This is a genomic window from Magnetospirillum moscoviense (genome assembly GCF_001650635.1).
Taxonomy (GTDB): domain Bacteria; phylum Pseudomonadota; class Alphaproteobacteria; order Rhodospirillales; family Magnetospirillaceae; genus Magnetospirillum; species Magnetospirillum moscoviense.
The window spans coordinates 1-21864 of the sequence record NZ_LWQU01000161.1 but is presented as its reverse complement, the minus strand read 5'-3'; the positions used below and the strand labels follow the sequence as shown (position 1 = coordinate 21864).

General features: G+C 65.4%; 23 protein-coding genes, 1 tRNA gene and 1 pseudogene. 12 read left to right on the top strand and 13 right to left on the bottom strand.

Annotation, left to right across the window (positions count from 1 at the left end):
* Positions 1-157: pseudogene (locus A6A05_RS21880) on the top strand (IS4 family transposase); the annotation flags it as partial.
* Between the two features lie 82 nt (positions 158-239).
* Here A6A05_RS21880 and hrpB read toward each other — a convergent pair.
* Genes hrpB through A6A05_RS14815 form a run of 3 tightly spaced genes read right to left on the bottom strand, consistent with a single transcriptional unit; the run spans position 240 to position 3616 of the window.
* Positions 240-2738, bottom strand: a complete 2499-nt coding sequence (hrpB, locus tag A6A05_RS14825; protein ID WP_068502888.1) for an ATP-dependent helicase HrpB — start codon at positions 2736-2738, stop codon at positions 240-242.
* Between the two features lies 1 nt (position 2739).
* Positions 2740-3021: a SemiSWEET family sugar transporter gene (locus tag A6A05_RS14820; protein WP_216635813.1), complete on the bottom strand. Its 282-nt coding sequence runs from the start codon at positions 3019-3021 to the stop codon at positions 2740-2742.
* Positions 3022-3025: 4 nt separating this feature from the next.
* The gene (locus A6A05_RS14815) at positions 3026-3616 is read right to left on the bottom strand and encodes a hypothetical protein (protein ID WP_068502886.1); all 591 of its coding nucleotides are present in this window, start codon (positions 3614-3616) and stop codon (positions 3026-3028) included.
* A 114-nt stretch (positions 3617-3730) separates the two neighbouring features.
* On the opposite strand from A6A05_RS14815, the gene A6A05_RS14810 reads away from it, so the two are divergent.
* Both A6A05_RS14810 and A6A05_RS14805 read left to right on the top strand, forming a co-directional pair.
* Positions 3731-4924 carry a nucleoside recognition domain-containing protein gene (locus tag A6A05_RS14810; protein ID WP_068502883.1) on the top strand — a complete coding sequence of 398 codons (1194 nt, stop codon included), beginning with the start codon at positions 3731-3733 and terminating at the stop codon, positions 4922-4924.
* 33 nt (positions 4925-4957) lie between these two features.
* The gene (locus tag A6A05_RS14805; protein ID WP_068502881.1) at positions 4958-5593 is read left to right on the top strand and encodes a YjbE family putative metal transport protein; all 636 of its coding nucleotides are present in this window, start codon (positions 4958-4960) and stop codon (positions 5591-5593) included.
* Here the strand turns inward: A6A05_RS14805 and A6A05_RS14800 are convergent.
* Positions 5590-5916 (bottom strand): DUF1476 domain-containing protein, encoded by a 327-nt coding sequence (locus A6A05_RS14800; protein WP_068502878.1) that lies wholly within the window; start codon positions 5914-5916, stop codon positions 5590-5592. The two genes, A6A05_RS14805 and A6A05_RS14800, sit on opposite strands and share 4 nt — an antisense overlap.
* A gap of 121 nt (positions 5917-6037) precedes the next feature.
* Here A6A05_RS14800 and A6A05_RS14795 point away from each other — a divergent pair, with 121 nt between their 5' ends.
* The 4 genes from A6A05_RS14795 (at position 6038) to purS (ending at position 10117) form a co-directional block, all read left to right on the top strand.
* A complete protein-coding gene (locus A6A05_RS14795) occupies positions 6038-6781 on the top strand; it encodes an NRDE family protein (protein ID WP_068502875.1) in 744 nt (247 codons plus the stop codon).
* A 97-nt stretch (positions 6782-6878) separates the two neighbouring features.
* Positions 6879-8894, top strand: coding sequence for a methyl-accepting chemotaxis protein (locus A6A05_RS14790; protein WP_068502872.1), 2016 nt, complete (start codon positions 6879-6881; stop codon positions 8892-8894).
* Positions 8895-9045: 151 nt separating this feature from the next.
* The gene (gene purC / locus A6A05_RS14785) at positions 9046-9810 is read left to right on the top strand and encodes a phosphoribosylaminoimidazolesuccinocarboxamide synthase (RefSeq protein WP_068502871.1); all 765 of its coding nucleotides are present in this window, start codon (positions 9046-9048) and stop codon (positions 9808-9810) included.
* A gap of 64 nt (positions 9811-9874) precedes the next feature.
* The gene (gene purS, locus A6A05_RS14780; RefSeq protein WP_068502868.1) at positions 9875-10117 is read left to right on the top strand and encodes a phosphoribosylformylglycinamidine synthase subunit PurS; all 243 of its coding nucleotides are present in this window, start codon (positions 9875-9877) and stop codon (positions 10115-10117) included.
* A gap of 70 nt (positions 10118-10187) precedes the next feature.
* Here the strand turns inward: purS and A6A05_RS14775 are convergent, their stop codons facing one another.
* From A6A05_RS14775 to leuA, 7 genes are all read right to left on the bottom strand, one after another.
* Positions 10188-10625, bottom strand: a complete 438-nt coding sequence (locus A6A05_RS14775) for a hypothetical protein (RefSeq protein WP_068502865.1) — start codon at positions 10623-10625, stop codon at positions 10188-10190.
* A 108-nt stretch (positions 10626-10733) separates the two neighbouring features.
* Positions 10734-11183, bottom strand: coding sequence for a response regulator (locus A6A05_RS14770; protein ID WP_068502862.1), 450 nt, complete (start codon positions 11181-11183; stop codon positions 10734-10736).
* Entirely contained in the window at positions 11180-12562 is a 1383-nt protein-coding gene (locus A6A05_RS14765) for a sensor histidine kinase (protein WP_082910994.1), read from the bottom strand. The genes A6A05_RS14770 and A6A05_RS14765 overlap by 4 nt, the downstream gene beginning before the upstream one ends.
* 58 nt (positions 12563-12620) lie before the next feature.
* Positions 12621-13715: a molybdenum ABC transporter ATP-binding protein gene (gene modC / locus A6A05_RS14760; protein ID WP_068502856.1), complete on the bottom strand. Its 1095-nt coding sequence runs from the start codon at positions 13713-13715 to the stop codon at positions 12621-12623.
* Between the two features lie 4 nt (positions 13716-13719).
* Positions 13720-14412, bottom strand: coding sequence for a molybdate ABC transporter permease subunit (gene modB / locus A6A05_RS14755; RefSeq protein WP_068502853.1), 693 nt, complete (start codon positions 14410-14412; stop codon positions 13720-13722).
* An 86-nt stretch (positions 14413-14498) separates the two neighbouring features.
* A complete protein-coding gene (locus A6A05_RS14750) occupies positions 14499-15197 on the bottom strand; it encodes an outer membrane protein (protein WP_068502850.1) in 699 nt (232 codons plus the stop codon).
* A 134-nt stretch (positions 15198-15331) separates the two neighbouring features.
* Positions 15332-16993 carry a 2-isopropylmalate synthase gene (gene leuA / locus A6A05_RS14745; protein ID WP_068502847.1) on the bottom strand — a complete coding sequence of 554 codons (1662 nt, stop codon included), beginning with the start codon at positions 16991-16993 and terminating at the stop codon, positions 15332-15334.
* A gap of 363 nt (positions 16994-17356) precedes the next feature.
* Here leuA and A6A05_RS14740 point away from each other — a divergent pair, with 363 nt between their 5' ends.
* Positions 17357-17974, top strand: a complete 618-nt coding sequence (locus tag A6A05_RS14740) for a glutathione S-transferase N-terminal domain-containing protein (protein WP_068502844.1) — start codon at positions 17357-17359, stop codon at positions 17972-17974.
* A gap of 64 nt (positions 17975-18038) precedes the next feature.
* Positions 18039-18131: transfer RNA gene (locus A6A05_RS14735), tRNA-Ser, on the top strand.
* Between the two features lie 105 nt (positions 18132-18236).
* Here the strand turns inward: A6A05_RS14735 and A6A05_RS14730 are convergent.
* Positions 18237-18542, bottom strand: coding sequence for a hypothetical protein (locus A6A05_RS14730; protein WP_156521080.1), 306 nt, complete (start codon positions 18540-18542; stop codon positions 18237-18239).
* Positions 18543-19771: 1229 nt separating this feature from the next.
* Here A6A05_RS14730 and A6A05_RS14720 point away from each other — a divergent pair.
* Genes A6A05_RS14720 through A6A05_RS14710 form a run of 3 tightly spaced genes read left to right on the top strand, consistent with a single transcriptional unit; the run spans position 19772 to position 20751 of the window.
* Positions 19772-20140, top strand: a complete 369-nt coding sequence (locus tag A6A05_RS14720; protein WP_245644309.1) for a type II toxin-antitoxin system RelE/ParE family toxin — start codon at positions 19772-19774, stop codon at positions 20138-20140.
* Positions 20141-20142: 2 nt separating this feature from the next.
* Positions 20143-20442 (top strand): helix-turn-helix domain-containing protein, encoded by a 300-nt coding sequence (locus A6A05_RS14715; RefSeq protein ID WP_068502833.1) that lies wholly within the window; start codon positions 20143-20145, stop codon positions 20440-20442.
* Positions 20443-20451: 9 nt separating this feature from the next.
* Positions 20452-20751, top strand: coding sequence for an addiction module antidote protein (locus tag A6A05_RS14710; RefSeq protein ID WP_068502830.1), 300 nt, complete (start codon positions 20452-20454; stop codon positions 20749-20751).
* A gap of 261 nt (positions 20752-21012) precedes the next feature.
* Here A6A05_RS14710 and A6A05_RS14705 read toward each other — a convergent pair.
* Positions 21013-21864, bottom strand: an 852-nt coding sequence (locus A6A05_RS14705; RefSeq protein ID WP_156521079.1) for an N-6 DNA methylase, incomplete at its 5' end; no start/stop codon positions are given.

The window sequence follows — 21864 nt, the reverse complement described above, 5'->3', positions numbered from 1 at the left end:
GCTGCGCCTGGCCCAGACGGCCCAGAAATTGGTCCAAAGCCCGCTTGCCTTTGCCCGTCTGGTCCGCGCCAACCTCATGCACCTGCGCCGCATCGACCGCCTAATCGGAGACGACCGCAGCCCCAGGGGCGCTCCCAATCAGATGGTGTTGCTATGAGCCCGAAAATTAAACCGGACAGCAGTGGGTCAAGCCCGGCCATGACGAAGCGGGCATATTACTCCTATGCCGCCCACTATCCCTATTTCCGCGGCTTCGCCCTTGCCGTCGGCTCCGCCTGCATCGGGTCGTCGGGCCACCAATGTTTCGGATATTGGCCCTTCAGATCGGCCTTCACCGCGTGATAGGTGTTGGCCCAGAAGCTGGCGAGGTCGCGGGTCACCTGGACCGGGCGCCGCGCCGGCGACAGCAAGTGCAGCAGCAGCGGCACGGCGCCGCCGGCGATGCGGGGCGTGTCGGCGCAGCCGAACATCTCCTGCAGGCGCACCGCCAGCACCGGAATCTCGCCGGAATAATCGATCGGCACCCGACTGCCCGAGGGCACCGTCACATGGGTCGGGGCCACATCGTCCAGTCGGCGCGATTGCTCCCATTCCAGCATGTCACGCAACGCCTGGGCCAGGTCCAGCCGGGCCAGATGGGCGCGCCGGGTGATGCCGGAAAGGTACGGGGCCAGCCAGGTCTCGAGCCCCTCCAGCAGGGCCTGGTCCGACAAATCGGGCCAGCCATCGTCGGGCCGGTGCGCGCGCAAGAAAGCGATTCGGGCGCGGTACTTCTGCAGTTCGTCGGTCCAGGGCAGGCTTTCCAGACCCATGGCCCGGATGCCCTCGGCCATCGCCTGGACCAATCGGTCGGACGGCACCTGGGTCAGCTTCCTGTCGTCCAACGTCAGGGCGAACAGCTTGCGGGCGCGGCGCGCCACCACCACTTCGTCGCGGCGGTCCCAGCCGACCTCGTCCACAGTGCGGATGGCGCCTTCGAATTGGGTCTCGATGTCGGCAAGGGTCAGGGGCGCGGCCAGGAAGATGCGGGCCTCGCGGCGGTCGCCGTCGGTTTCGGCCGCCACCAGCCAATCCTCGGCGGCCAGGGATTCGTATTGGGCGAAATGGGCGCCGCCGCCCGACGACAGGGCATAGCGGGGCTCGCCGCCCGGGCGGCGCTTGGCGATGCGGTCGGGATAGGCCAGGGCCAGGACCGGGCCGCAATCGGCCTGGCCCCCATCATCCTCGCCGGCCCGGATGCCGAGGCGACGGCGCCAGTCCTTGGCGGTCTGGCGCACCCGGGCCAGACCGCCCCGATCGACCATGTGCGCCCCCTCGCGGCCGCCCTTCAGCAGATCAAGCCGCAGGCGCATGTCGGAATCGCGGGCCTCGCGGCCGGGCCGGACGATGTCTCGTTCCGACAGCAGCGCCGCCAGGTCGCAGGCCAGACCGCCCAGCCCCTGGTCCTTGGCCACCATCACCATGTGGGCCAGACGCGGATGCATGGCCAGCCGGTTCATCGCCCGGCCGTGGGCGGTGATGCGGCCGTCCTTGTCGATGGCGCCCAGTTCGGCCAGCAATTCGCGTCCTTGCGCCAGGGCGGAGGCGGGCGGTGGCTCCAGCCAGGCCAGTTGGCCGGCATCGATGATGCCCCATTGCGCCAGGTCCAGGGCCAGCGGCGCCAGGTCGGCATCGGCGATTTCCGGGGCGGTAAAGGCAACAAGCGCCCGGTCCTCGGCCTCGGACCACAAGCGCCAGCACACGCCCGGACCCTGGCGGCCGGCGCGGCCGCGGCGCTGGTCGGCGGCGGCGCGGCTGACCGGCAGGGTGACCAGCCGGGTCATGCCGGTGCTGGCATCGAAGCGCGGCACCCGCATCTGGCCGCCATCGATGACGATGGCGACGCCATCGATGGTCAGGCTGGTCTCGGCGATGGCGGTGGCCAGCACCACCTTGCGCCGCCCGTCCCCGTCGCGGCGGATGGCGCGGTCCTGGGCCTGGGCGTCCAGGTCGCCGTAAAGCGGCGCCACCACCATGCCGGCCAGGGCCGGGTCGGCGGCCAGCAGCGCCTCGGTGCGGCGGATCTCGCCGGAACCGGGCAGGAAGGCCAGCAGGTCGCCGTCGTCTTCGGCCAGGGCGCGGCGGATGGCGGCGGCCATGGCATCGGGCAGCTTGCGGGGCTCGGGCCGCGCCAGGAAACGGGTCTGGACCGGGAAGGCCCGGCCCTCGCTGGTGACCAGCGGAACGCCGCCCATCAGCTGGGCCACCGGACCGCCATCCAGGGTGGCGCTCATCACCAGCAATTTCAGGTCGTCACGCAGCGCGCCCTGGGCCTCCAGGCACAAGGCCAGGCCCAGATCGGCATTCAGCGAGCGTTCGTGGAATTCGTCGAAGATCACCAGCCCGATGCCCGGCAGGCCGGCATCGTCTTGCAGCATGCGGGTCAGGATGCCTTCGGTCACCACCTCGATGCGGGTGGCCGGGCCGACCTTGCTGTCTTGGCGGATGCGGTAGCCGACGGTCTGGCCGACGCTTTCGCCCAGGGTCTGGGCCATGCGGGCGGCCGCCGCACGCGCCGCCAGCCGCCGGGGTTCCAGCATGACGATCTTGCCCCCGGCCAGCCAGGCGGCATCCAGCAGGGCCAAAGGGACGCCGGTGGTCTTGCCGGCCCCGGGCGGCGCTTGCAGCACCAGACCCGATGAACCTTCCAGGGCCGAACGGATGGCGGGCAGGACCGCGTCGATCGGCAGGCTGTCCATGCTAGTCGCGGTCTTCCTTGCCGCGATTGGACAGCTTGATGCCCAGCACGATGCCGGCCAGCACCAAAGTCAGAATGTTGGCGATGATGATCGGCCAGGCCATCAGCAGCAGGCCATAGACCAGCCACAAGGCGACACCGGCGGAAAACAGCGACCACATCGAGGTCGAGATGTCGCGGGTGCGCCTGGTTCGCAAGGTCTTGATGACCTGGGGCAGGAAGGCGATGGTGGTCAAAGTGGCGGCAATGGTGCCGACCACGTCGATCAGGGTGATCTGCCCCACCGGATCACAGACCGATCAGGGTGCGGATGCGGGCTGTGTTCCAGCCCTTGGCGGCGTCCACCAGGGTTTCGCCGTTGGTGATGCCGTCGCCCTCGATCTCCAACAGCACGCGGTTGCCGATGACCAGCGTCACCTCGCCGGCATGGGTCGAGGAATCGTAGCGCAGCAGCGCGTCTTCCGGCCCGACCTTGACCTTCCTGGTGCCGGCCCGGGCCGCCGGATTGGTGAACAGCCCGATGGCGGCATCGACCGCCGGGCTGTCGAGAATCAAGGTGGCATTCAGCGAAGCATCGCCCTTGCCATAGGCACGGCTGACCGACAGGCCGCCGCCGGCCTGCGACAGACCTTGGATTTCCGGGGCCTCGGCCTGCCAGCCGGCCATGGCGGCGGGCAGGGTGTCCGCCAAAGCCTTGCCCAGGCGTTGATGCAGCCCTGTCAGCACCGCTTCCAGCTCGCGGGCGGTGCGCGCCACGTCGCCCTTGCCATAAGCGGCCCGCGCGGCCTCGAGCCTGGCCGGGACATCGTCGGCCAAGGCCACGCCCGCCATCATCACCGCCGATCCCGCCAGCGCCAGAATTCGTGTCCAACCGCCCATGCAAGCCCCCCAGAAGTCGCGCCCCGACCTTAACGCCGGCCGACCATGGCGGCAAGAGTGCGCGGCCCTGATCGATCTGCTAGGCTGGTCGCGGGACAAAAGGGGGGACCCCGCGTGAACTGGGTGTTGTTCCTGCTGCCGGCCGCCGCCTTGGTGGTGGCGGCCTGGACGGGTGGCATGGAAACCCTGTCGACGGCCACCCTGGCCGCCGCCGAGGGCGCCGTGCCGCTGGCCCTGGGCCTGGTGGGCGTGATGGCCCTGTTCCTGGGCCTGATGAAGGTGGCCGAAAAGGGCGGCTTGCTGGACGCCACCGCGCGGGTGCTGTCGCCGCTGCTGCTCCGCCTGTTCCCCGAGGTGCCGCCCGACCATCCGGCCATGGGGGCGATGGTGATGAACGTCGCCGCCAACCTGCTGGGCCTGGGCAACGCCGCCACGCCGTTCGGCATCCGCGCCATGGAGCACCTGGAAAGCCTGAACCCGGTCAAGGGCACCGCCACCAACGCCCAGGTGCTGTTTTTGGCCATCAACACCGCCTCGGTCACCATCTTGCCGACCAGCGTCATCGCGCTGCGCTCGGGCCTGGGATCGGCCAACCCGGCGGCGGTGGTGGCGCCGACCCTGATCGCCACCCTGGTCTCGACCGGGGTGGCCATTCTGTCGGCCCGTCTGCTGCAAGGGGGCCGCTCGGTCCCGGTCGCGGTCGGGACCTCCGCCCCGCTGTGGGGATTGGCGGCGACCGGGCTGGGCCTGGCCGGGTTGATCGCCGCCCTGGTCGCCTGGGGCCAGACCATCGGCCATTGGATCATCCCGTCGCTGGTGGTCGCCCTGTTGGGCTTCGGCCTGTGGCGCCGCGTCGCCATCTACGAAGCCTTCGTCGAAGGTGCGCGCGAGGGCTTCGCCGTGGCGGTCAGAATCATCCCCTATCTGGTGGCGATCCTGGTGGCGGTGGGCATGGTGCGGGCCTCGGGGGCGCTGGCCCTGGTGCTCGAGCCCTTGGGCCGGGTCACCCAATTGGTCGGCGTACCGGCCGAGGCGGTCATGATGGCGGCGATGCGCTCGCTGTCGGGCTCGGGCTCGTTCGGACTGCTGGCCGAGCAGATGAAGAACGCCGCCATCGGCCCCGACAGCTTTTCCGGCGTGCTGCTGGGGACCATCTACGGCTCGAGCGAGACCACCTTCTACGTCATCGCCGTCTATTTCGGCGCGGTCGGAATCCGCCGCATCCGCCACGCCTTGGCCTGCGGCCTGATCGCCGACGCCGCCGGGCTGGTGGCTGCGGTGATCGCCTGTCGCGTTTTGATTGCTTGACGAAGTGTCCAAGCCGTTTTACCCAAGGCAACCATGAACGAACTTTTCAACATCGAAGCCCTGACCGCCCTGCTCCAGGTGATCGCCATCGACGTGGCGCTGGCCGGCGACAACGCCATCGTCGTCGGCATGGCCGCCGCCGGCCTGTCGCCGCTGTTGCGCAAGAAGGCCATCATCATCGGCATCGCGGCGGCCGCCATCTTGCGCATCGCCTTCGCCTCGGTGACGGTGCAATTGCTGCAGATCGTCGGCCTGCTGTTCGCCGGCGGCGTGCTGCTGTTGTGGGTGTCGTGGAAATTGTGGCGCGAATTGTCGAGCAGCGGCCACGAGCAAGAGGCCGAGGCCGAAGCGATCCTGGACGGCCAGTCGGTCACCACCCAGAAGGAAAAGTCGTTCCGCCAGGCGGTGACCCAGATCATCATCGCCGACGTGTCGATGTCGCTGGACAACGTGCTGGCGGTGGCCGGAGCGTCGCGCGATCACGAAATCGTGCTGATCATCGGCCTGGCGCTGTCGGTGGCCCTGATGGGCCTGGCCGCCAACCTGATCGCCCACCTGCTGACCAAGCACCGCTGGATCGCCTATGTCGGCCTCTTGATCATCCTTTACGTGGCGCTGGTGATGATGTGGGAAGGCGGCCGCGAACTGATGCAGGTGGCTGGCGTTTAGCCCTTCAAGGCTTCCAGGATCTCGACCCGGGCCTGCTCGCGGCAGCGGCTCATCTCGATCTGGACGTCCTTTTCGGCGATGGTGATGCCGGCGGCGGCGAAATCGCGCACCACCTTGTGACTGGCGTCATGATCGGGTTCGCTGAACTCGGCATCGACCACCGCCAGGGCGTAAGCCTTGGCTGCGTCACCGTCCAGCCCCAGCTTGGCCGCCGCCCACAGGCCCAGCAGCTTGTCGCGGCGGATGTTGATCTTGAACTGGGTTTCCTGATCATTCCGATACTTGGCCTCGAAGGCCTTTTCCCGATCATCGAAGATGGTCATGTTCCACAGAGTTCCTTGTTATAAGCCCCACATTCATCGATGTGGTTGTCGTTCGGCCCCCGCACCAGCGGCTGACCGAGTTATAACCGTCGGCGCGCGACCTCGAAACGGGATTCTTCGCATGTGCACCCTGATCATTTGCCGCCGACCAAATTCCGATTGGCCGGTCATCGTGGCCGCCAATCGCGACGAGATGGCCGGCCGGCCATGGCTGGCGCCGGCTCGCCACTGGCCCGCCCGCGCCGAGGTGGTGGCCGGCCTGGACCAATTGGCCGGCGGCTCGTGGATGGGGGTCAACGATCACGGCCTGTTCGCCGGCATCTTGAACCGCATGGGCACGCTGGGGCCGGCGCCCGGCAAGCGCTCGCGGGGCGAACTGGTCCTCGACGCCCTGGATCACGCCGACGCCAGTCTGGCCGCCCAGGCCTTGGCCGACCTCGATTCCCGGTCCTGGCGCCCGTTCAACATGGTGGTGGCCGACAATCGCGACGCCTTCTGGATCAAGGCCTGCGGCCACGCCCGCGTCACCGTCGCCCCGATCCCGACCGGCGTGCACATGCTGACCGCCTATGATCTGGACGATCGCACCAGCCCGCGCGTCGCCACCTATCTGCCGCGCTTCCAAGGCGCGACGATTCCCGAGCCCGGCCGAGGCGAGTGGGCGGACTGGATCGCGCTGATGGGCGATCCGGGCGAGGATTCCGACGGCGAGGAGCACGCGGCGATGTGCTTCACCCGCGCCGACGGCTTCGGAACAATGTCGTCGTCGCTGATCGCCTTGCCGGCCGACAATCTGACCACCCGACCGCTTTGGCTGTTTTCTCCGGGAAAACCGCGCGACGCTCAATATACTCCCATCGTATAGGATACTTTTGAGTATTTGCGCACAGTCTGGGCGCTTGCCGGCTTCACCCTATTCCATTAGGTTGCGATCACATTAAGCTCCCAGACAAGAGGCACCCATGTCCCTTCGCGGCCTCATCCTGGGCGGATTTGCCGCCTGCATCCTGGTCATCGTCGGCCTGTCGGCGCTGACCTTGTCGTCGGTCAGCAGCCAGACGGGCCCGATCGGCGACATGGAATCCCGCGCCGACCGCGTCGCCAACGACACCATGCCGTTGCTGTTGGCCATCAAGGACATCCGCCTGGACATCATCCAGGTTCAGCAATTCCTGACCGACGCCTCGGCCACCGGCAATGACGAGGCCCTGGCCGAAGCCGACGCATGGGTCGCCCGCTTCACCGAGCACCTGGACACCGCCAAGGGCCTGGCCGAGCGGATGGGACTGGAAGACCACGTCAACACCCTGGAACGCATCGAGGGCGTCTTCCCACCGTTCCTGCGCAACGGCAAGGCCATGGCCAAGGCCTATAAGGAAAAGGGGCGCGACGCCGGCAATGCCTTGATGGTGAATTTCGACGAGCTGGCGGTGATCTTGCTGCAGCGGCTGGACGAAATCACCGACGGCGTCAGCAACCAGACCTGGGAGGAAATGGGGGCGTTGCTCGAGCACACCCATGCGGTGCGCGCATCCAACCAAACACTGATCCGCTGGCAGATGGCGCTGTCGGCCCTGGCGTCCTTGTCCGCCCTGGTGATCGCCGTGCTGATCGGAACCTTCGCCGGCCGGGCCTTCGCCGCCCTGCACAAGGATGTCGACGACGCCCTGGCCGACCGCTTCGACGCCATTCCGGCGCTGTCGCCCGACCGCAAGGATGAATTCGGCCCGATCGCCCGGGCGCTGGCGCTGTTCCGCCAACGCGGGTCGGAAGTCGCCGCCATGCAGGCCGAACGGGAGCGAGCCGCATTGGAGGCCGAGGAAGCCCGCAAGACGGCGCTTCGCAACATGGCCGACACCGTCGAGGTCGAAACCACCGCCGCCGTCGAGCGGGTCGCCGGCGAAGGCACCCGGGTCGCCATGGCCGCCGCCGCCATGGCCGGGTCGGCGGTCAGTGTCGGCACCCATTCGCAGACGGTGGCCAACGCCGCCGAACACGCTTTGGCCAACGCCCAGACCGTGGCCGGGGCCGCCGAACAATTGTCGGCCTCGATCCGCGAAATCGCCAGCCGGGTCGAGACCTCGACCCAGATGGTCGAGGAGGTGGTCGGCACCGGCCAACAGGCCGGCGAGACGGTGGTGTCCCTGACCCAGGCGATGGAACGGATCGGCGATGTCGCCGGCCTGATCGCCGACATCGCCCGGCGCACCCACATGCTGGCCCTGAACGCCACCATCGAGGCCCAGCGCGCCGGCGTGGCCGGCAAGGGCTTCGCCGTGGTCGCCGACGAGGTCAAGCACCTGGCCGAGCAGACCGGCAAGTCCACCGAGGAAATCTCCCGTCAGATCGGCGAGTTGCGCTCGGTCGGGACCAAGGTCGCCAGCGAGATCGATGAGATGCTGGCCGCCATCACCCAGATTTCCAGCGTGTCCGGCTCGATCGCCGCGGCGGTGCAGCAGCAAGACGCCGCCACCCAGGAAATCGTGCGCAACGTCGTCGAAACCAGCGACGCCGCCCGCGAGGTTTCCGACCATATCGGCGAAGTCGCCACCGAGGCGTCGCGCACCGGCGAACGGGCCACCGAGGTCCAGGCCCTTCTCGAGGCGATGACGGCCGAGATCGTCGATCTGCGCCGCATGCTCAACGCCGCCGTCCGCACCGCCACCCCCGAGGTCAACCGGCGCAGCAATCCCCGGATCAGCCTGGATAGCTCGGTCGTTGTCGAACTGAACAACGGTACGGTGTCGACCAAGATGCTGGATATTTCCCTGTGCGGCGGCCAATTCGAGCTGGATACCGACGAGGACATGGCTGTCAACGGCCAGCTTCAGGTCGAGGGATTGCCACCGGCCATTCCGTTCGAGGTGGTCGAGGTTCACCAAGGCCGCGCCCGCATCCGGTTCGACGAAGGCGCCATCGACAAGGAAGCCCTGGCCCGGTTCATCGCGGAACACCACCGTCAGCGCCGGATCGCATGATCCGCGGCGAATGGCAGGTCTGACTTCGTTGTTTCAGGCCGACACACCTGCTATATGAAACCGACCGGCCGGGGCCTGCCTCGGCGGAGCGATGTCTTATCTCCAGGCTGGCGACCCGTTCGCTTGCCCCACACCATCCGGAATGATTGTCATGGCCCGACGCAGACAGATTTACGAAGGCAAGGCCAAGGTCCTTTTCGAAGGCCCCGAGCCCGGCACCCTGGTCCAGTATTTCAAGGATGACGCCACCGCCTTCAACAACAAGAAGAAGGGCACCATCACCGGCAAGGGCGTGCTGAACAACCGCATCAGCGAATATCTGATGCTGCGCCTGGCCGAAATCGGCATTCCGACCCATTTCGTGCGCCGCCTCAACATGCGTGAGCAGCTGGTGCGCGAGGTCGAGATCATTCCGCTGGAAGTGGTGGTCCGTAACATCTCGGCCGGTTCGCTGGCCCAGCGTTTCGGCCTGTCCGAAGGCACTCCGCTGCCACGCTCGATCGTCGAGTATTATTTCAAGTCTGACGCCCTGGGCGATCCGATGGTCTCGGAAGAGCACATCACCGCCTTCGGCTGGGCCAACACCACCGATCTCGACGAGATCATGAGCCTGTCGCTCCGGGTCAACGACTTCCTGACCGGCCTGTTCCTGGGCATCGGCATCCGCGTCGTCGATTTCAAGCTGGAATTCGGCCGCCTGTACAATGGCGACGACATGCAGATCGTCCTGGCCGACGAGATCAGCCCCGACAATTGCCGGCTGTGGGACATCAAGACCGGCGAGAAGATGGACAAGGACCGCTTCCGCCGCGACCTCGGCAATGTCGAGGAAGCCTATCAGGAAGTGGCCCGCCGTCTTGGCATCCTGCCGGAAGGCGGCCCCCGCGACCTGAAGGGTCCCGCGACCATGCAGTGATTTGGGTGCCAGCCCGAATGGGCCCGGCAGCCATGCAGCAATCCCCGCTAAAGGACGATTTCCCGTGAAGGCGAAAATTCATATCACCCTCAAGAACGGCGTACTCGACCCCCAGGGCAAGGCCGTCGGCCACGCCTTGGCCTCGCTGGGCTTTGCCGGCGTCAAGGATGTCCGCCAGGGCAAGTTCATCGAATTGGACCTGGCCGAGACCGACAAGGCCAAGGCCCGCGACGCGGCCGAGCAGATGTGCAAGCAATTGCTGGCCAATACCGTGATCGAGAACTACACCATCGACCTGGTCGACTGATCCGACCGAGTTCGATCTGCAATGGCCGGAAGGGAAACCTTCCGGCCATTTTGTTGCGGGCAAACGATCGTCAGGCTTTAGCGCCGGAACTGAACAGCGGCCGCATCACGCCATAGATTTCTTGGCCCTGACGAATGGCCTGCAGCCCCTGGGCCAGCGCATTGCCCGCGCCTTCCCCGGTGCCGAACCGGGCCTGGTGCTGCAGCGCCAGGGTCTCTTGACGGTCGCCGAGATCTTGTTCGGTCTGCCGGGCCATGCCGGCCATCAGCGCCGCACCAGACCCACCGTCGAAGCCCATCCCGCCCCCAGCCAGGGCCGCCCGGTTGGCGGCCAATTGCCGCTTGAGCAGATCCCGCTGCTGGCGGGCTTGCTGGTCGGCCTGACGCCACATCATCTGACTTTGCAACTCGGCCTGCTGCTGTTGCGACCGCATGGCCGCTTCCTGCTGCTGGCGCTGCGCCACCTGCGAGGCGACCGTCGCGGCCGCCGTCAAGATACCCCAGAACATATCCCATCTCCGCGCTTGTAGTTCGCTGTTTGTTCTTTTAGCAATTGTGCCGCGCAGAATCAAGATAAAAGTCTGATCATAGGATTTTCAGCCGATTAAGGGGCCGGGCTAACCCCGGGGAATGCGCACCAGGTTGAACCAGTAATCACCCAGGTAACGTACCGCCTCGATGAACTGGTCCAGATCGACCGGCTTGGTGACGAAGCCGGCAGCCCCCAACTGATACGAGGCGACCACGTCCTGCTCGACATCCGAGGTGGTCAGCACCACCACGGGAATATCCGCCAGCCCTGGCTCGGTCTTCATCGCGGCCAGGAATTCGCGACCATTCATGCGCGGCATATTGAGGTCGAGCAGAATCATGTCCGGCCGAGGGGCGGCGGCGTAGGCAGGAGCCTCGCGGCGCAGGAAGGCTATGCCCTCGCGACCGTCGATGGCGTGGTGCAGTTCGACATTGAAGTGATTCTCCTCGAGCGCAGCCCGGGTCAGGCGGGCATCGACGTTCGAGTCCTCCACCAAAAGAACCACGAATTTCCTCGTGCCGTCGAGATCGCTCATGGACGCTCCTTCCCGGAAAACTCGATGACGACTTGGGTGCCGCCCCCCTCGACCGGCTCCAGACGGATCGAACCCTCGCAACTTTCGACGATCCGGCGCGCCACGGCAAGCCCGAGACCGGTTCCCTGCCCCTCTCGCCGCCCTCCCAGATGCTCGAACACCTCGAACACCCGCTGGCGGTACTCGTCGGGAATGCCGATCCCGTTGTCGGTGATGGTCAGGACGGTCTGATGGCCGTCGCTGCGCCCCTCGACCAGAACCTGCGGCGCGCGGTCGGGATGGCGATAGCGCACCGCATTGTCGATCAAGGCGCCGAACAGATATTTCAGTCGAACGGAATCCACCGGCAAGGACGGCAGCCTGCCGATCACCACCGTCCCCTTGCTTTCCGACAGCACGCCCCCCATGCCGGCAACCACCGCGCGGGCCACTTCGGCGGCTTCGACAGCCCCGGGGACGCCCAGCGGCATATCGGCGGCCAGATAGACCTGGACGTCGCGGACCAGCGCATGAAGATAGGCCGCCTCGGCTTCGATGGTCGACAAGGACAATTCCATGTCCTCGTCGGCGGCGCCACCCAGGCGTTTCCTCAGCTTCTGCGAGAAGATCATCAGGTGCCGGGTCGGCTCGCGCAGATGGTGCGCGCTGATCTCGGCGAAACGCTGCAGATCGGCCTTGGCCTTGGCCAGGCGGGTCTCGGCGCTGGTGCGCCTATCGACCTCGGTCCGCAACTGGCGAACGGTGGCGTGGCGAGCCAGCACCGCCAGGGCCAGCAAGACGATCAAGAACGCCTGCGCCGCCAGACCGCCGATCAGCCAGAACCGCAACCGCTCCTCGGCGACCCTGGCCCGCCCGGTCCGCTCTTCCACCAGTTCCTCGAGCCGGGTGTGATAGGCCGTCAGTTCCTCTTCGGCGACCGCCTTGCCCGAGATGTCGTGGATGATCGAGAGCAGCAGGGTCTTGCCGTCGGCTCCCTTGATCGGAGAGGAATAGACCTCGACCGTGTGAATCGAGCCGTCGGCGATCTTGTGGGGAAAGATGAAATAGTCGCGCTGCTCCCGGGCCGCCCTGGCCCGCTCGACCGCCACTTCCTCGCGGCCCAGGCGGTTGATCTCCTGGATCGCCATCGTGCGTAGCGTGGCGACGGGATAGCCGTAGAACGCCTCGGCCGCCGCATTGGCATCGACAATCCGACCCGTCGCCGGATCGATCAGCAGGGCGATCGAGGTGTGGCGTTCCAGTTGCGGCGACAAACGTTCGGCCGTCTGGGCCGACACCGGCGAAGCACCAAGGACAATCCACATCCCCACCACCAGCGCGCACGCCAGTCGGGCGACCCAGGCTGCAATGTCCTGCCACGCGTCATTGATGTTTATCAAGATTTGGCCTCCGTCTTGGACATTAACGGGGCTCTGAAAGAATGAAAAGGCTTTCGATCTAATTAGAATGATCGGAAATGTCCTCTCGCGTGACCGTAACCGCCTTGAGAAGGGCAAAGGCACGCATGCCGGGAACCAACTTCAACTGCAATTGCGCAAAAGCGGTGATCTGCGCCCACAAGACTACGCCGCCGCAATCCAACATGACGTCGCAGGAATGATTGTCGGCCGCCTCGACCGAACGGACCACCACCGGCAAGACATTGCGAACCGATATGCGCTGGGGCGCCGTCAGGGCAATGCTGATGTCGCGGGCATGGATGCGCACCCGCACCTCGGTTCCCACCGCCAGATCCATTCCGGCGGCGACCAGGGCGCCGCCACCGAAGGACAGCCGGGTGATGCCGTAATCCGGCTCGTGACCGGCCACCACCGCACGGATGGCCGCACCGGCATCGGCGCGGCCGGTCAAGGCCCGAAGATCGGGGCGTGCCAACAAATCCTCGACCGGGCCGACCGCCACTGCCCGGCCTTGCTGCATCAGAACCAGCGTATCGGCCAGGCGCAGAACCTCGTCCATGGCGTGGCTGACGTAAAGGACCGGTATGTTGAAGCGCCGCGACAAGGTGGCGATGAACGGCAGCAATTCGGCCTTGCGGTTGGTATCCAGCGCCGCCAGCGGTTCATCCATCAACAAGATACGCGGGCTGGTCAGCAGGGCGCGGCCGATGGCCACCCGCTGCTTCTCGCCGCCCGACAGGTTGGCCGGCCGCCGATCCAGAAGATGGCCGATCCCCAGCACCTCGATCACCGCGTCGCGGTCGATGGTGCGCTGGGCCGCCGGGGTGCGGTTGCGGCCGAAATCCAGGTTGGCGGCCACCGACAGATGGGGAAACAGCCGGGCCTCCTGGAACACCACGCCCAGGCGACGGCCTTCGGGGGCCACGTCGATGCCGGCCTCGCTGTCGAACAGCACCCGTCCATCGACGACGATCCGCCCGGAATCGGGCCGCGACAGCCCCGCCACCATGGCGATGACCGAGCTTTTGCCCGACCCCGACGGGCCGAACAGGGCAGTGACCCCCGGCCCGGCCATCAACTGGGTATCGACCAGGAACTGGCCCTGACGGCGCTTCAGCGACAATTCCAGCATCGGCCTAGCCCTTCAATCGCGCTTGCATGCGCCGGGCCAGCACCTCGGACGCCAGCAGGGCCGCGAAAGCCACCACCACCGAGATCACGCACAGCCGAAACGCCGCATCGTCACCGCCCGGCGCCTGGGTCAGGGCGTAAAGGGCGATGGGCAGGGTGCGGGTCTCGCCGGGAATGTTCGAGACGAAGGTGATGGTGGCGCCGAATTCCGACAGGGATCGGGCGAAGGCCAGGATCACGCCGGCCAGCAGGCCCGGGGCCATCAGCGGAAGCGTGACGGTCAGGAAGGTGCGCACCGGCCCGCAGCCCAGGGTGCGGGCCGCCTGTTCCAGGCCGCGATCGACCCCTTCCAAGGACAGCCGGATGGCGCGGACCATCAGCGGGAACGCCACCACGGCGGATGCCACCGCCGCCCCCTTCCAGGTGAAGGCGATGGTGATGCCGAACCAGTCATACAGCCACGCCCCCACCGGACCGCGCCGCCCCAGCAGCACCAACAGCCCATAGCCGACCACCACCGGCGGCAGCACCAGCGGCAGATGGATCACCCCATCCAGCAAGGTCTTGCCGGGAAAGCGCCCACGCGCCAGCAGCCAGGCACAAGCCAGCCCCAGCGGCAACGAGCCGGCCACCGCCCAGCCGGATACCAGCAGGGACAAGGACAGGGCTTCGATTTCCAAAGGCGTCAAGGCGAACAACCGGCCAGGCTCCGGGTGGGGTCCGATCGCCCCACCCTATACGCCGGCCGTCCGGGAATCAAACGGGCCAGGAATCAAACAGGTGATCAGAAGCGGTACGCCACGCTACCGACCACATTGTGAGCGGTGAAGTCGTCAAAGCCCTTGTCGCCGCTGTCGATCCACAAATAGCGATAGCGGATACCCAGGTCGATCGACGGCGCCACCTCGGCCTCGATTCCGGCCATCCCCTCCAGGGCGAGGTCGGTGCCATCGGCCTTGGCCGCGACCGCGGTGCCGCCGATGCTGGTGATCTTCTCTTCGTGCTGGGCGAAGCCGACACCGCCTCCCAGCAGCGGCTGGATCTTGCTCTTGCCCAGCGGACTGACGACGCCCCGGGCCAGGCCCAGCCAACTTTGCACTTGGCCCTCGACATCGGCAGAGCCACTGACGGTCACGTTGGTCGAGCCCTGGGCCAGGGTGAAGTTGCCGGAAACCTTGTCGTAGTCGAAACGCGTGTAAGCGCCTTCCACCTCGCCCCGGAGATAGGGATTGAAGCGGTAACCCATATAGGCCGAGGCCGAGTAGCCGGTTTCGTACTCGAACTTGCCGGCGGCGGTGACGGTGGTGCCACCCTGCGAGGCGTTGGAATTGAAGCTGACATCCTCGGGCATCACCACACCAGCCATCACGCCGGCATAGAAATTGCCCGACTTCATCGACGCCTGGCCCTGGTCCTGGGCCAGGGCCGCCCCTGCCCCGAAGCCGATTCCAGCAGCGATCAGCAGCAACGACCGCAACATCATGCATCCCCCCGTCAGTTCGTCATCAGGGCCGGATCACCACGACGCCGCCCTGACGAGGGAATTACCACCGAGACGATTAACAACACCCTAACCGGAAGGGAGTCATGTCAGCCCAAGCACATCCTTTGCGTTTGTCACCGCTCCCGCCGGTTGATGGCGCCGACCACCGCCTTCAAGGCCGCCATGGTGACGGAGGCATCGATGGCGGCGCCGTGCACCACGCCGGCCTTGCCGTCGATGGCGACATAGCAGGCGGCCTGGGACTCGGACCCCTCGCCGATGGCGTGTTCGTGGTAGTCGCGCACCGTCACGAACAGGCCCAGATCCTTCTGCAGGGCATGGACGAACGCATCGACCGGGCCGGCACCGACGCCCTGGATGATCCGTTCGGCACCACCCACGACCAGTTGCGCGGTCAGCGCCCGCGTGCCCTTGCTGGACACCGGCACGGTGGAATAATCGACCACCTGGATGGCGCCGGCCTCCAGATAGGTCGCCTGGAAGGCGGCATGGATCTCGGCGGGCGACAATTCGCGGCCCTCACGGTCGGCGACGGACTGCACCACCTTCGAGAATTCCGACTGCATCGCCTTGGGCAGCTCCAGCCCGTAATCGCGTTCCAGCACATAGGCGACGCCGCCCTTGCCCGACTGGCTGTTGATGCGGATCACCGCCTCGTAGGTGCGGCCGACATCGGCCGGATCGATGGGCAGATAGGGCACTTCCCACACTGTGCTGTTGGCCTTCTCGCGCGCCTTGAAGCCCTTGTTGATGGCATCCTGGTGCGAGCCGGAAAAGGCTGTGTAGACCAGTTCGCCGGCATAGGGGTGGCGGGGATGAACCGGCAGACCGGTGCATTCCTCGGCCGCCGCCCGGATGGAATCGATGTCCGACAGGTCCAGCCCGGGATCGATTCCTTGCGTGAACAGGTTCAGGGCCAGCGTGCAGACATCGACATTGCCTGTGCGCTCGCCATTGCCGAACAAGGTGCCCTCGACCCGGTCGGCGCCGGCCATCACCGCCAGCTCGGCCGCCGCCACGCCGGTCCCGCGATCATTGTGCGGATGAACCGAGATGATCAGGTTGGCCCGGTTCTTCACCGTGCGGCAGAACCATTCGACGGTGTCGGCGTACAGGTTGGGCGTGCTCATCTCGACCGTCGCCGGCAGGTTGACGATCATCTCGCGGCCCTTTGCCGCGCCCCAGGCTTCGGCCACCGCCTCGACGATCGCTACAGCGAAATCGGGCTCGGTGCCGGTGAAGCTTTCCGGGCTGTACTGGAAGGTGACCTCGCCGCCGGCCCGCTGGGCCGACAACTCGCGCACCAGCCGGGTGCCGGCCAGGGCCAGGTCGATGCAGCCCTGGCGATCAAAGCCGAACACCACCCGGCGCTGCACTTCCGATGTCGAGTTGTACAGATGAACGATCGCCCGCTTGGCGCCGTCCAGCGCCTCGAAGCTCTTGCGGATCAGGTCTTCGCGCGATTGGGTCAGGATCTGGATGGTGACGTCGTCCGGGATGTGGCCGCCATCGATCAGGAAGCGGATGAAGTCGTAATCGGTCTGCGACGCGGCGGGAAAGCCCACCTCGATCTGCTTGAAGCCCATGCCGACCAGGGTGTTCCACAGCCGCAGCTTCCTGGGCGTGTCCATCGGGTCGATCAGCGCCTGGTTGCCGTCGCGCAGATCGACCGAACACCAGGCCGGCGGCCGGGTGATGGCACGATCCGGCCAGGTGCGGTCGGTCAGGCGGATGGCGGGATAGGGGCGGTATTTCTCGGAAGCGGCGGTCTTCATGGCCGGTTCATCCTTTGCGAAACGCGAGGTCTTATATGGGGTGGCTGGCGCGGGACATCACGACCGCCGGGACGCACGCCAAGGGCGTCAGATCCGGCGGCCGCCGATTAGTCGCGCGAAAGCGGCCAGACCGACGCGGTGCCGATGAACGATGCGGATGATGGAAGACATGAAACCCTCGGACACGACCTGTTGCGACAATGCCAACGCGAAACCCCGGCGTCGATTACGACACCGGGCCGGTAAGCAGCAGCAGGGCGGTGGTCCAATGGCTCATGGGGGCTACAGTGCCAGATCGAAAAAGGATTCGTCAATGGCCGTCACGCCCCCCATATCGTGGTCGAGCAGTGTGCGGGAGCAACCATGATCGAACTTTACACCTGGGGCACCCCCAACGGCCGCAAGGTCAGCATCATGCTGGAGGAATGCGGCCTGCCCTATCGGGTCCACCCGATCGACATCGGCAAGGGCGACCAGTTCGCTTCCGGCTTCCTTGCCATCAATCCCAATTCCAAGATTCCGGCGATCATCGACACCGACGGCCCCGGCGGCCAGCCGCTGAGCCTGTTCGAATCGGGGGCCATCTTGATCTATCTGGCGGAAAAGACCGGCTGCCTGTTGCCGTCGGATCCGCGCGGGCGCGCGCAGACCGTGCAATGGCTGATGTTCCAGATGGGCGCAATCGGCCCGATGTTCGGCCAGACCCATCATTTCCGCAAGTTCGCCCCCGAGCCGGTACCCTATGCCATCGAGCGCTATTCCAAGGAGACACGGCGTCTTTACGGCGTGCTGGAAGCCCGGCTGGGCGAGGCCGATTATCTGGCCGGCGACTATTCCATTGCCGACATCGCCACCTATCCGTGGGTGACCCGGGCCGACTGGCAGGGCATCGAGCTGGCCCAATTCCCCCGAGTATCGCACTGGGCCGCAGGGATCGCGGCTCGTGCGGCGGTTCAACGCGGCATGGCGGTTCCGGGTTGACCTTATTGCTCCCCTCGGCTAGAAAAGCCCTCCGGCCACGGGGCAAACCGCCCCGTCATCTCGCGGAGGGATGGGTGAGTGGCTGAAACCAACGGTTTGCTAAACCGTCGTAGAGGGTAAACCTCTACCGAGGGTTCGAATCCCTCTCCCTCCGCCACCCTTTCTTTTCAAGCACTTAGCGTCACGGTCGATACCGCACGGTACCGGCTGATCGCTTTTGCCGTGCTACAATAGTGCTACAAGGAATCTTTCTTGTAGCAGCTCAGGCACGCGGGGGCGGGGGCCCGAACCGGCGCAACAGCGCCGACACCTCTCTTCCAAGATAATAAGAGCCGCCTTCGCGGCCGGCGCGAGCCTCCAGCACCGCAAGATGGTCAAGCAGTTCGGCCACCGTGGCGAAGCCACCATCATGGTTCCCGCGCCGCCATGCTGCATAACCCTCGACCAACAGGACGCGGGCAGCATCGGAAACCAAACAATCCATCTCGCGGGCCGCTTCTTCGATGGCGTCCCGCAGCGATTCCCTGACCCTGATGTTTATCCGTTTGATCCGTCTCGGTACCGACATTTCCCCCTCCTAGCCCTAAGCCGACGGAGGCTGGCGCCCCCAGCAAGGACGGACGAATGGGGCTTGTGCCCCATTTGTATGTACACTTTGCGTATCCTGCCTTGAGGAGACCAAGCCGCCGCCCAGCCCAAAGCAACGCTACTTCAAGGCGTTGCCGATATCCGGCCGCTCGATGGCGGCCGGGGCGCGTCGGCATTCCGGTCCCTGGACGACTGACACGGGCGAACAGGCGGATAGATTGGATTGGGGCATCATGGCGCACCTCGGGTCAGAGGGCCGCCAGCCGGCAAAGCGGGAGCGCTCGCACGCCAAGGGGGCTTTCCCTTGCCCTGCGTCGTTCGGATGCCTAGAGTCGGAGTATCGATGTCGTGTCTAGGCCGCGCTCTTCACCGGATGACGGCCTATTGCGATTTCAGGAGGGGCTGGCGGCTGCAACCGCCGGCCCTTTTCCGTGCCCCGCACCTGCGGAGAACGGAATCGCGGCCGCCAACACCAAGGGCGGCCCACGATTTCGGCGGAGCATCCCGACTAGCCTTGCTTACAGGGGCGGCCCCGGCGGCGGGGTTGCTGCGGCTCCGGGGCCGGCTCCTCGGTGAATTGAGCCAGCCAGGCCACCACGGCCGATTGCTCCCAGATAAGGGTCTTGGTACCAGGCGGCCTTATGGCCGGAGGAACCGCCCTCGGATTCCGAACTCGGTCATTGAGGATGGTGGTTGGCGACCGCTTGAGCATGGCCGCCAGCTCTTCAAGGGAAAGGTAGATCGGCTGAATGTCGGGCTGCATGGGCGCCTCTGGACCATAAGGGAGCAAATTCCAAGTACAGGTAATCAACCACACCAAACGGAGTCAATTAAATATCGACAACAAACACCAACAAGCGCAAGAAATCAGAGATACATCACGTTTAAACGACGTCATGCAACAGAATTTCTATGTTTTCCGCTTTTTCCATGTTCCATGCAACATGGACATTATTACGAAACTAGACATCCATATTGTCCACCTCATCCACGACATCCACATTGTCCATTCATTCGTCCAGATGCTTCGCAGGGACCCGGCTGCACAAGCCGGCCAGGCCGGCGCGGAAGCTGGGAGGAAGCGTCTTGACGCCGCACCCGGCTCAGCCTCGGTCATGGGGGTGAGAGCAACGCCCTCACCCCCTGCCCATCGGCGAGATGGGGGAGAGCGAGGGGGAACACCCTCGCCCGCTTGACCGGCTTGCGGCAATGCCGCACACTGCCTATATGACGTTCAAGGCGATCACCGTTCAGGAAACCAACACCTTCACCCGCCAGGCGGCGGCGCTGTTATCGGACGAAGAGCGGGCGGAGGTGATCGACTTCCTGGCCTATAACCCCGAGGCCGGCAGCCTCATCCGGGGAACCGGCGGTATCCGCAAGGTTCGCTATGGGGCCAAGGGCAAGGGGAAGTCTGGGGGTGTGCGGGTGATCTATTACTATCACTCGGACCTGATGCCGCTGTACGCACTGATGGTCTACGCCAAGAACGAGCAAGAAGAACTGACGGCCGAGGATCGCAAGGAACTGGCGGCCTTCGTCACCGCACTGAAAGAGCGCTGGAAGGCCAGGAGGTAACGATGGGTAAGTTTGCCGACGAACTGAAGGCGTCGATGCGGGAAGCCCTGGCCCATGCCGAGGGTCAACCCGGCACCACCACCGAACATGTGGTGATGGTCCCCGACGATGTGGATGTGGAAGCCATCCGCAAGGGCCTGGGCCTGACCCGCCCGGCCTTCTGCCGTCGATTCGGCCTGGACGTGCGCGCCGTGCAGGATTGGGAACAAAAGCGCCGCCGGCCGGATCGAGCCGCGCGGGCCTACCTCACGGTGATCGCCAACAACCCCCAAGCCGTCGAGGCGGCACTGAGCGCGGCCTGAGGGATTCGCATGAGCACCACCGCAACCCGCCCCTGGGACATCACCGAAAACCTGAACAGCGATGAACGAATCGTTGCCTACCTGAATGCCGCCCTGGAGGAAGGCGACGCCGCTCTGGTCGTCACCGCGCTTGGCGATATCGCCCGCGCCAAGGGCATGACCGAGATTGCCCACCAGACCGGCCTGGGCCGCGAGAGCCTGCACAAGGCGCTGTCGCCGGAAGGCAACCCGGAATTCAGCACGATCCTGAAGGTGGTGCGGGCGCTGGGGTTGAAGTTGCATGCTTCGACGGAACATCACCCAGCCTAACCGCTTTAGCGGTATCAATGTCCGCTCCGCGCCCATGGTGGTCGTTGGTGGAACCAACGGCGACACGCGATAGCGGACGTATTTTAACGCGAGTCCTCTGCCCGCCGCTTCATCGGCGACGCAAGTGCGTCCAGGACGAAGCCGGTGGTCATAAAGGCCGAGACATGGCAGCCTGCTTCGTCAAAAAGTGCGGAACGGCGTGCAAGCATCAAGGTCCTGAAGGCGTCCAAATGGCATCTTTGAAGGCGGCGTAGGTTAAGTTCAATCGGCCCCCGGCAACGGGGCGAGTCCGAGCTCTCTTAAAAACGCATTGTGCTTCGACGTCGCCTCCCGAATCTGCCGTTCGATCTCGACCAATTCCTGCTGCTTAGCCGCCAGATTAATCTCTGTTTCGCCCACAGCAGTACTGATGTAGCGCGAGATGTTGAGGTTGTAGCCCTCCCCAGCGATGCGCTCCATACTCACCCGCTTGGAATAGCGGTCTTCCTCCTTGCGGAACTGGTATGTCTTGATGATCTTGCCAATATGCTGGTCGGTCAGTTGGTTCTGGCGTTTGCCCTTCGCAAAGTGCTCGGCTGCGTTGATGAAAAGCACGTCATCGGGCTTCTTGCACTTCTTCAGCACAAGGATGCAGACCGGGATACCGGTTGAATAGAACAGGTTCGCAGGCAAACCGATGACCGTGTCGATGTGACCATCCTTCAAGAGCTTCGTGCGGATGCGTTCCTCCGCCCCGCCTCTGAACAGCACGCCGTGCGGCAGGATGATGGCCATAACGCCCTCGTCCTTCAGGTAGTGGAAACCGTGCAGCAGGAAGGCGAAGTCTGCGGCCGACTTTGGCGCCAGCCCGTAGTTCTTGAACCGCACATCGTCGCCCATTGCCTCGGTCGGCTCCCAGCGCAAGCTGAAGGGCGGGTTGGCCACGATGGCATCGAAGGCAGGCTTCTTCGCGGGGTTCAGCTCGCGCAGGATGTCCCAATCATACCGGCGAACGCTCGATCTGACTCGGCGGGGCTTGCCAACCAGCGGCAACCATGAATCACTGGGGTTCCACCAGATACAGGGGGAACCATGTTCGGTAGGCTCAAGATATCGGAAAAGATGACGGCGGCG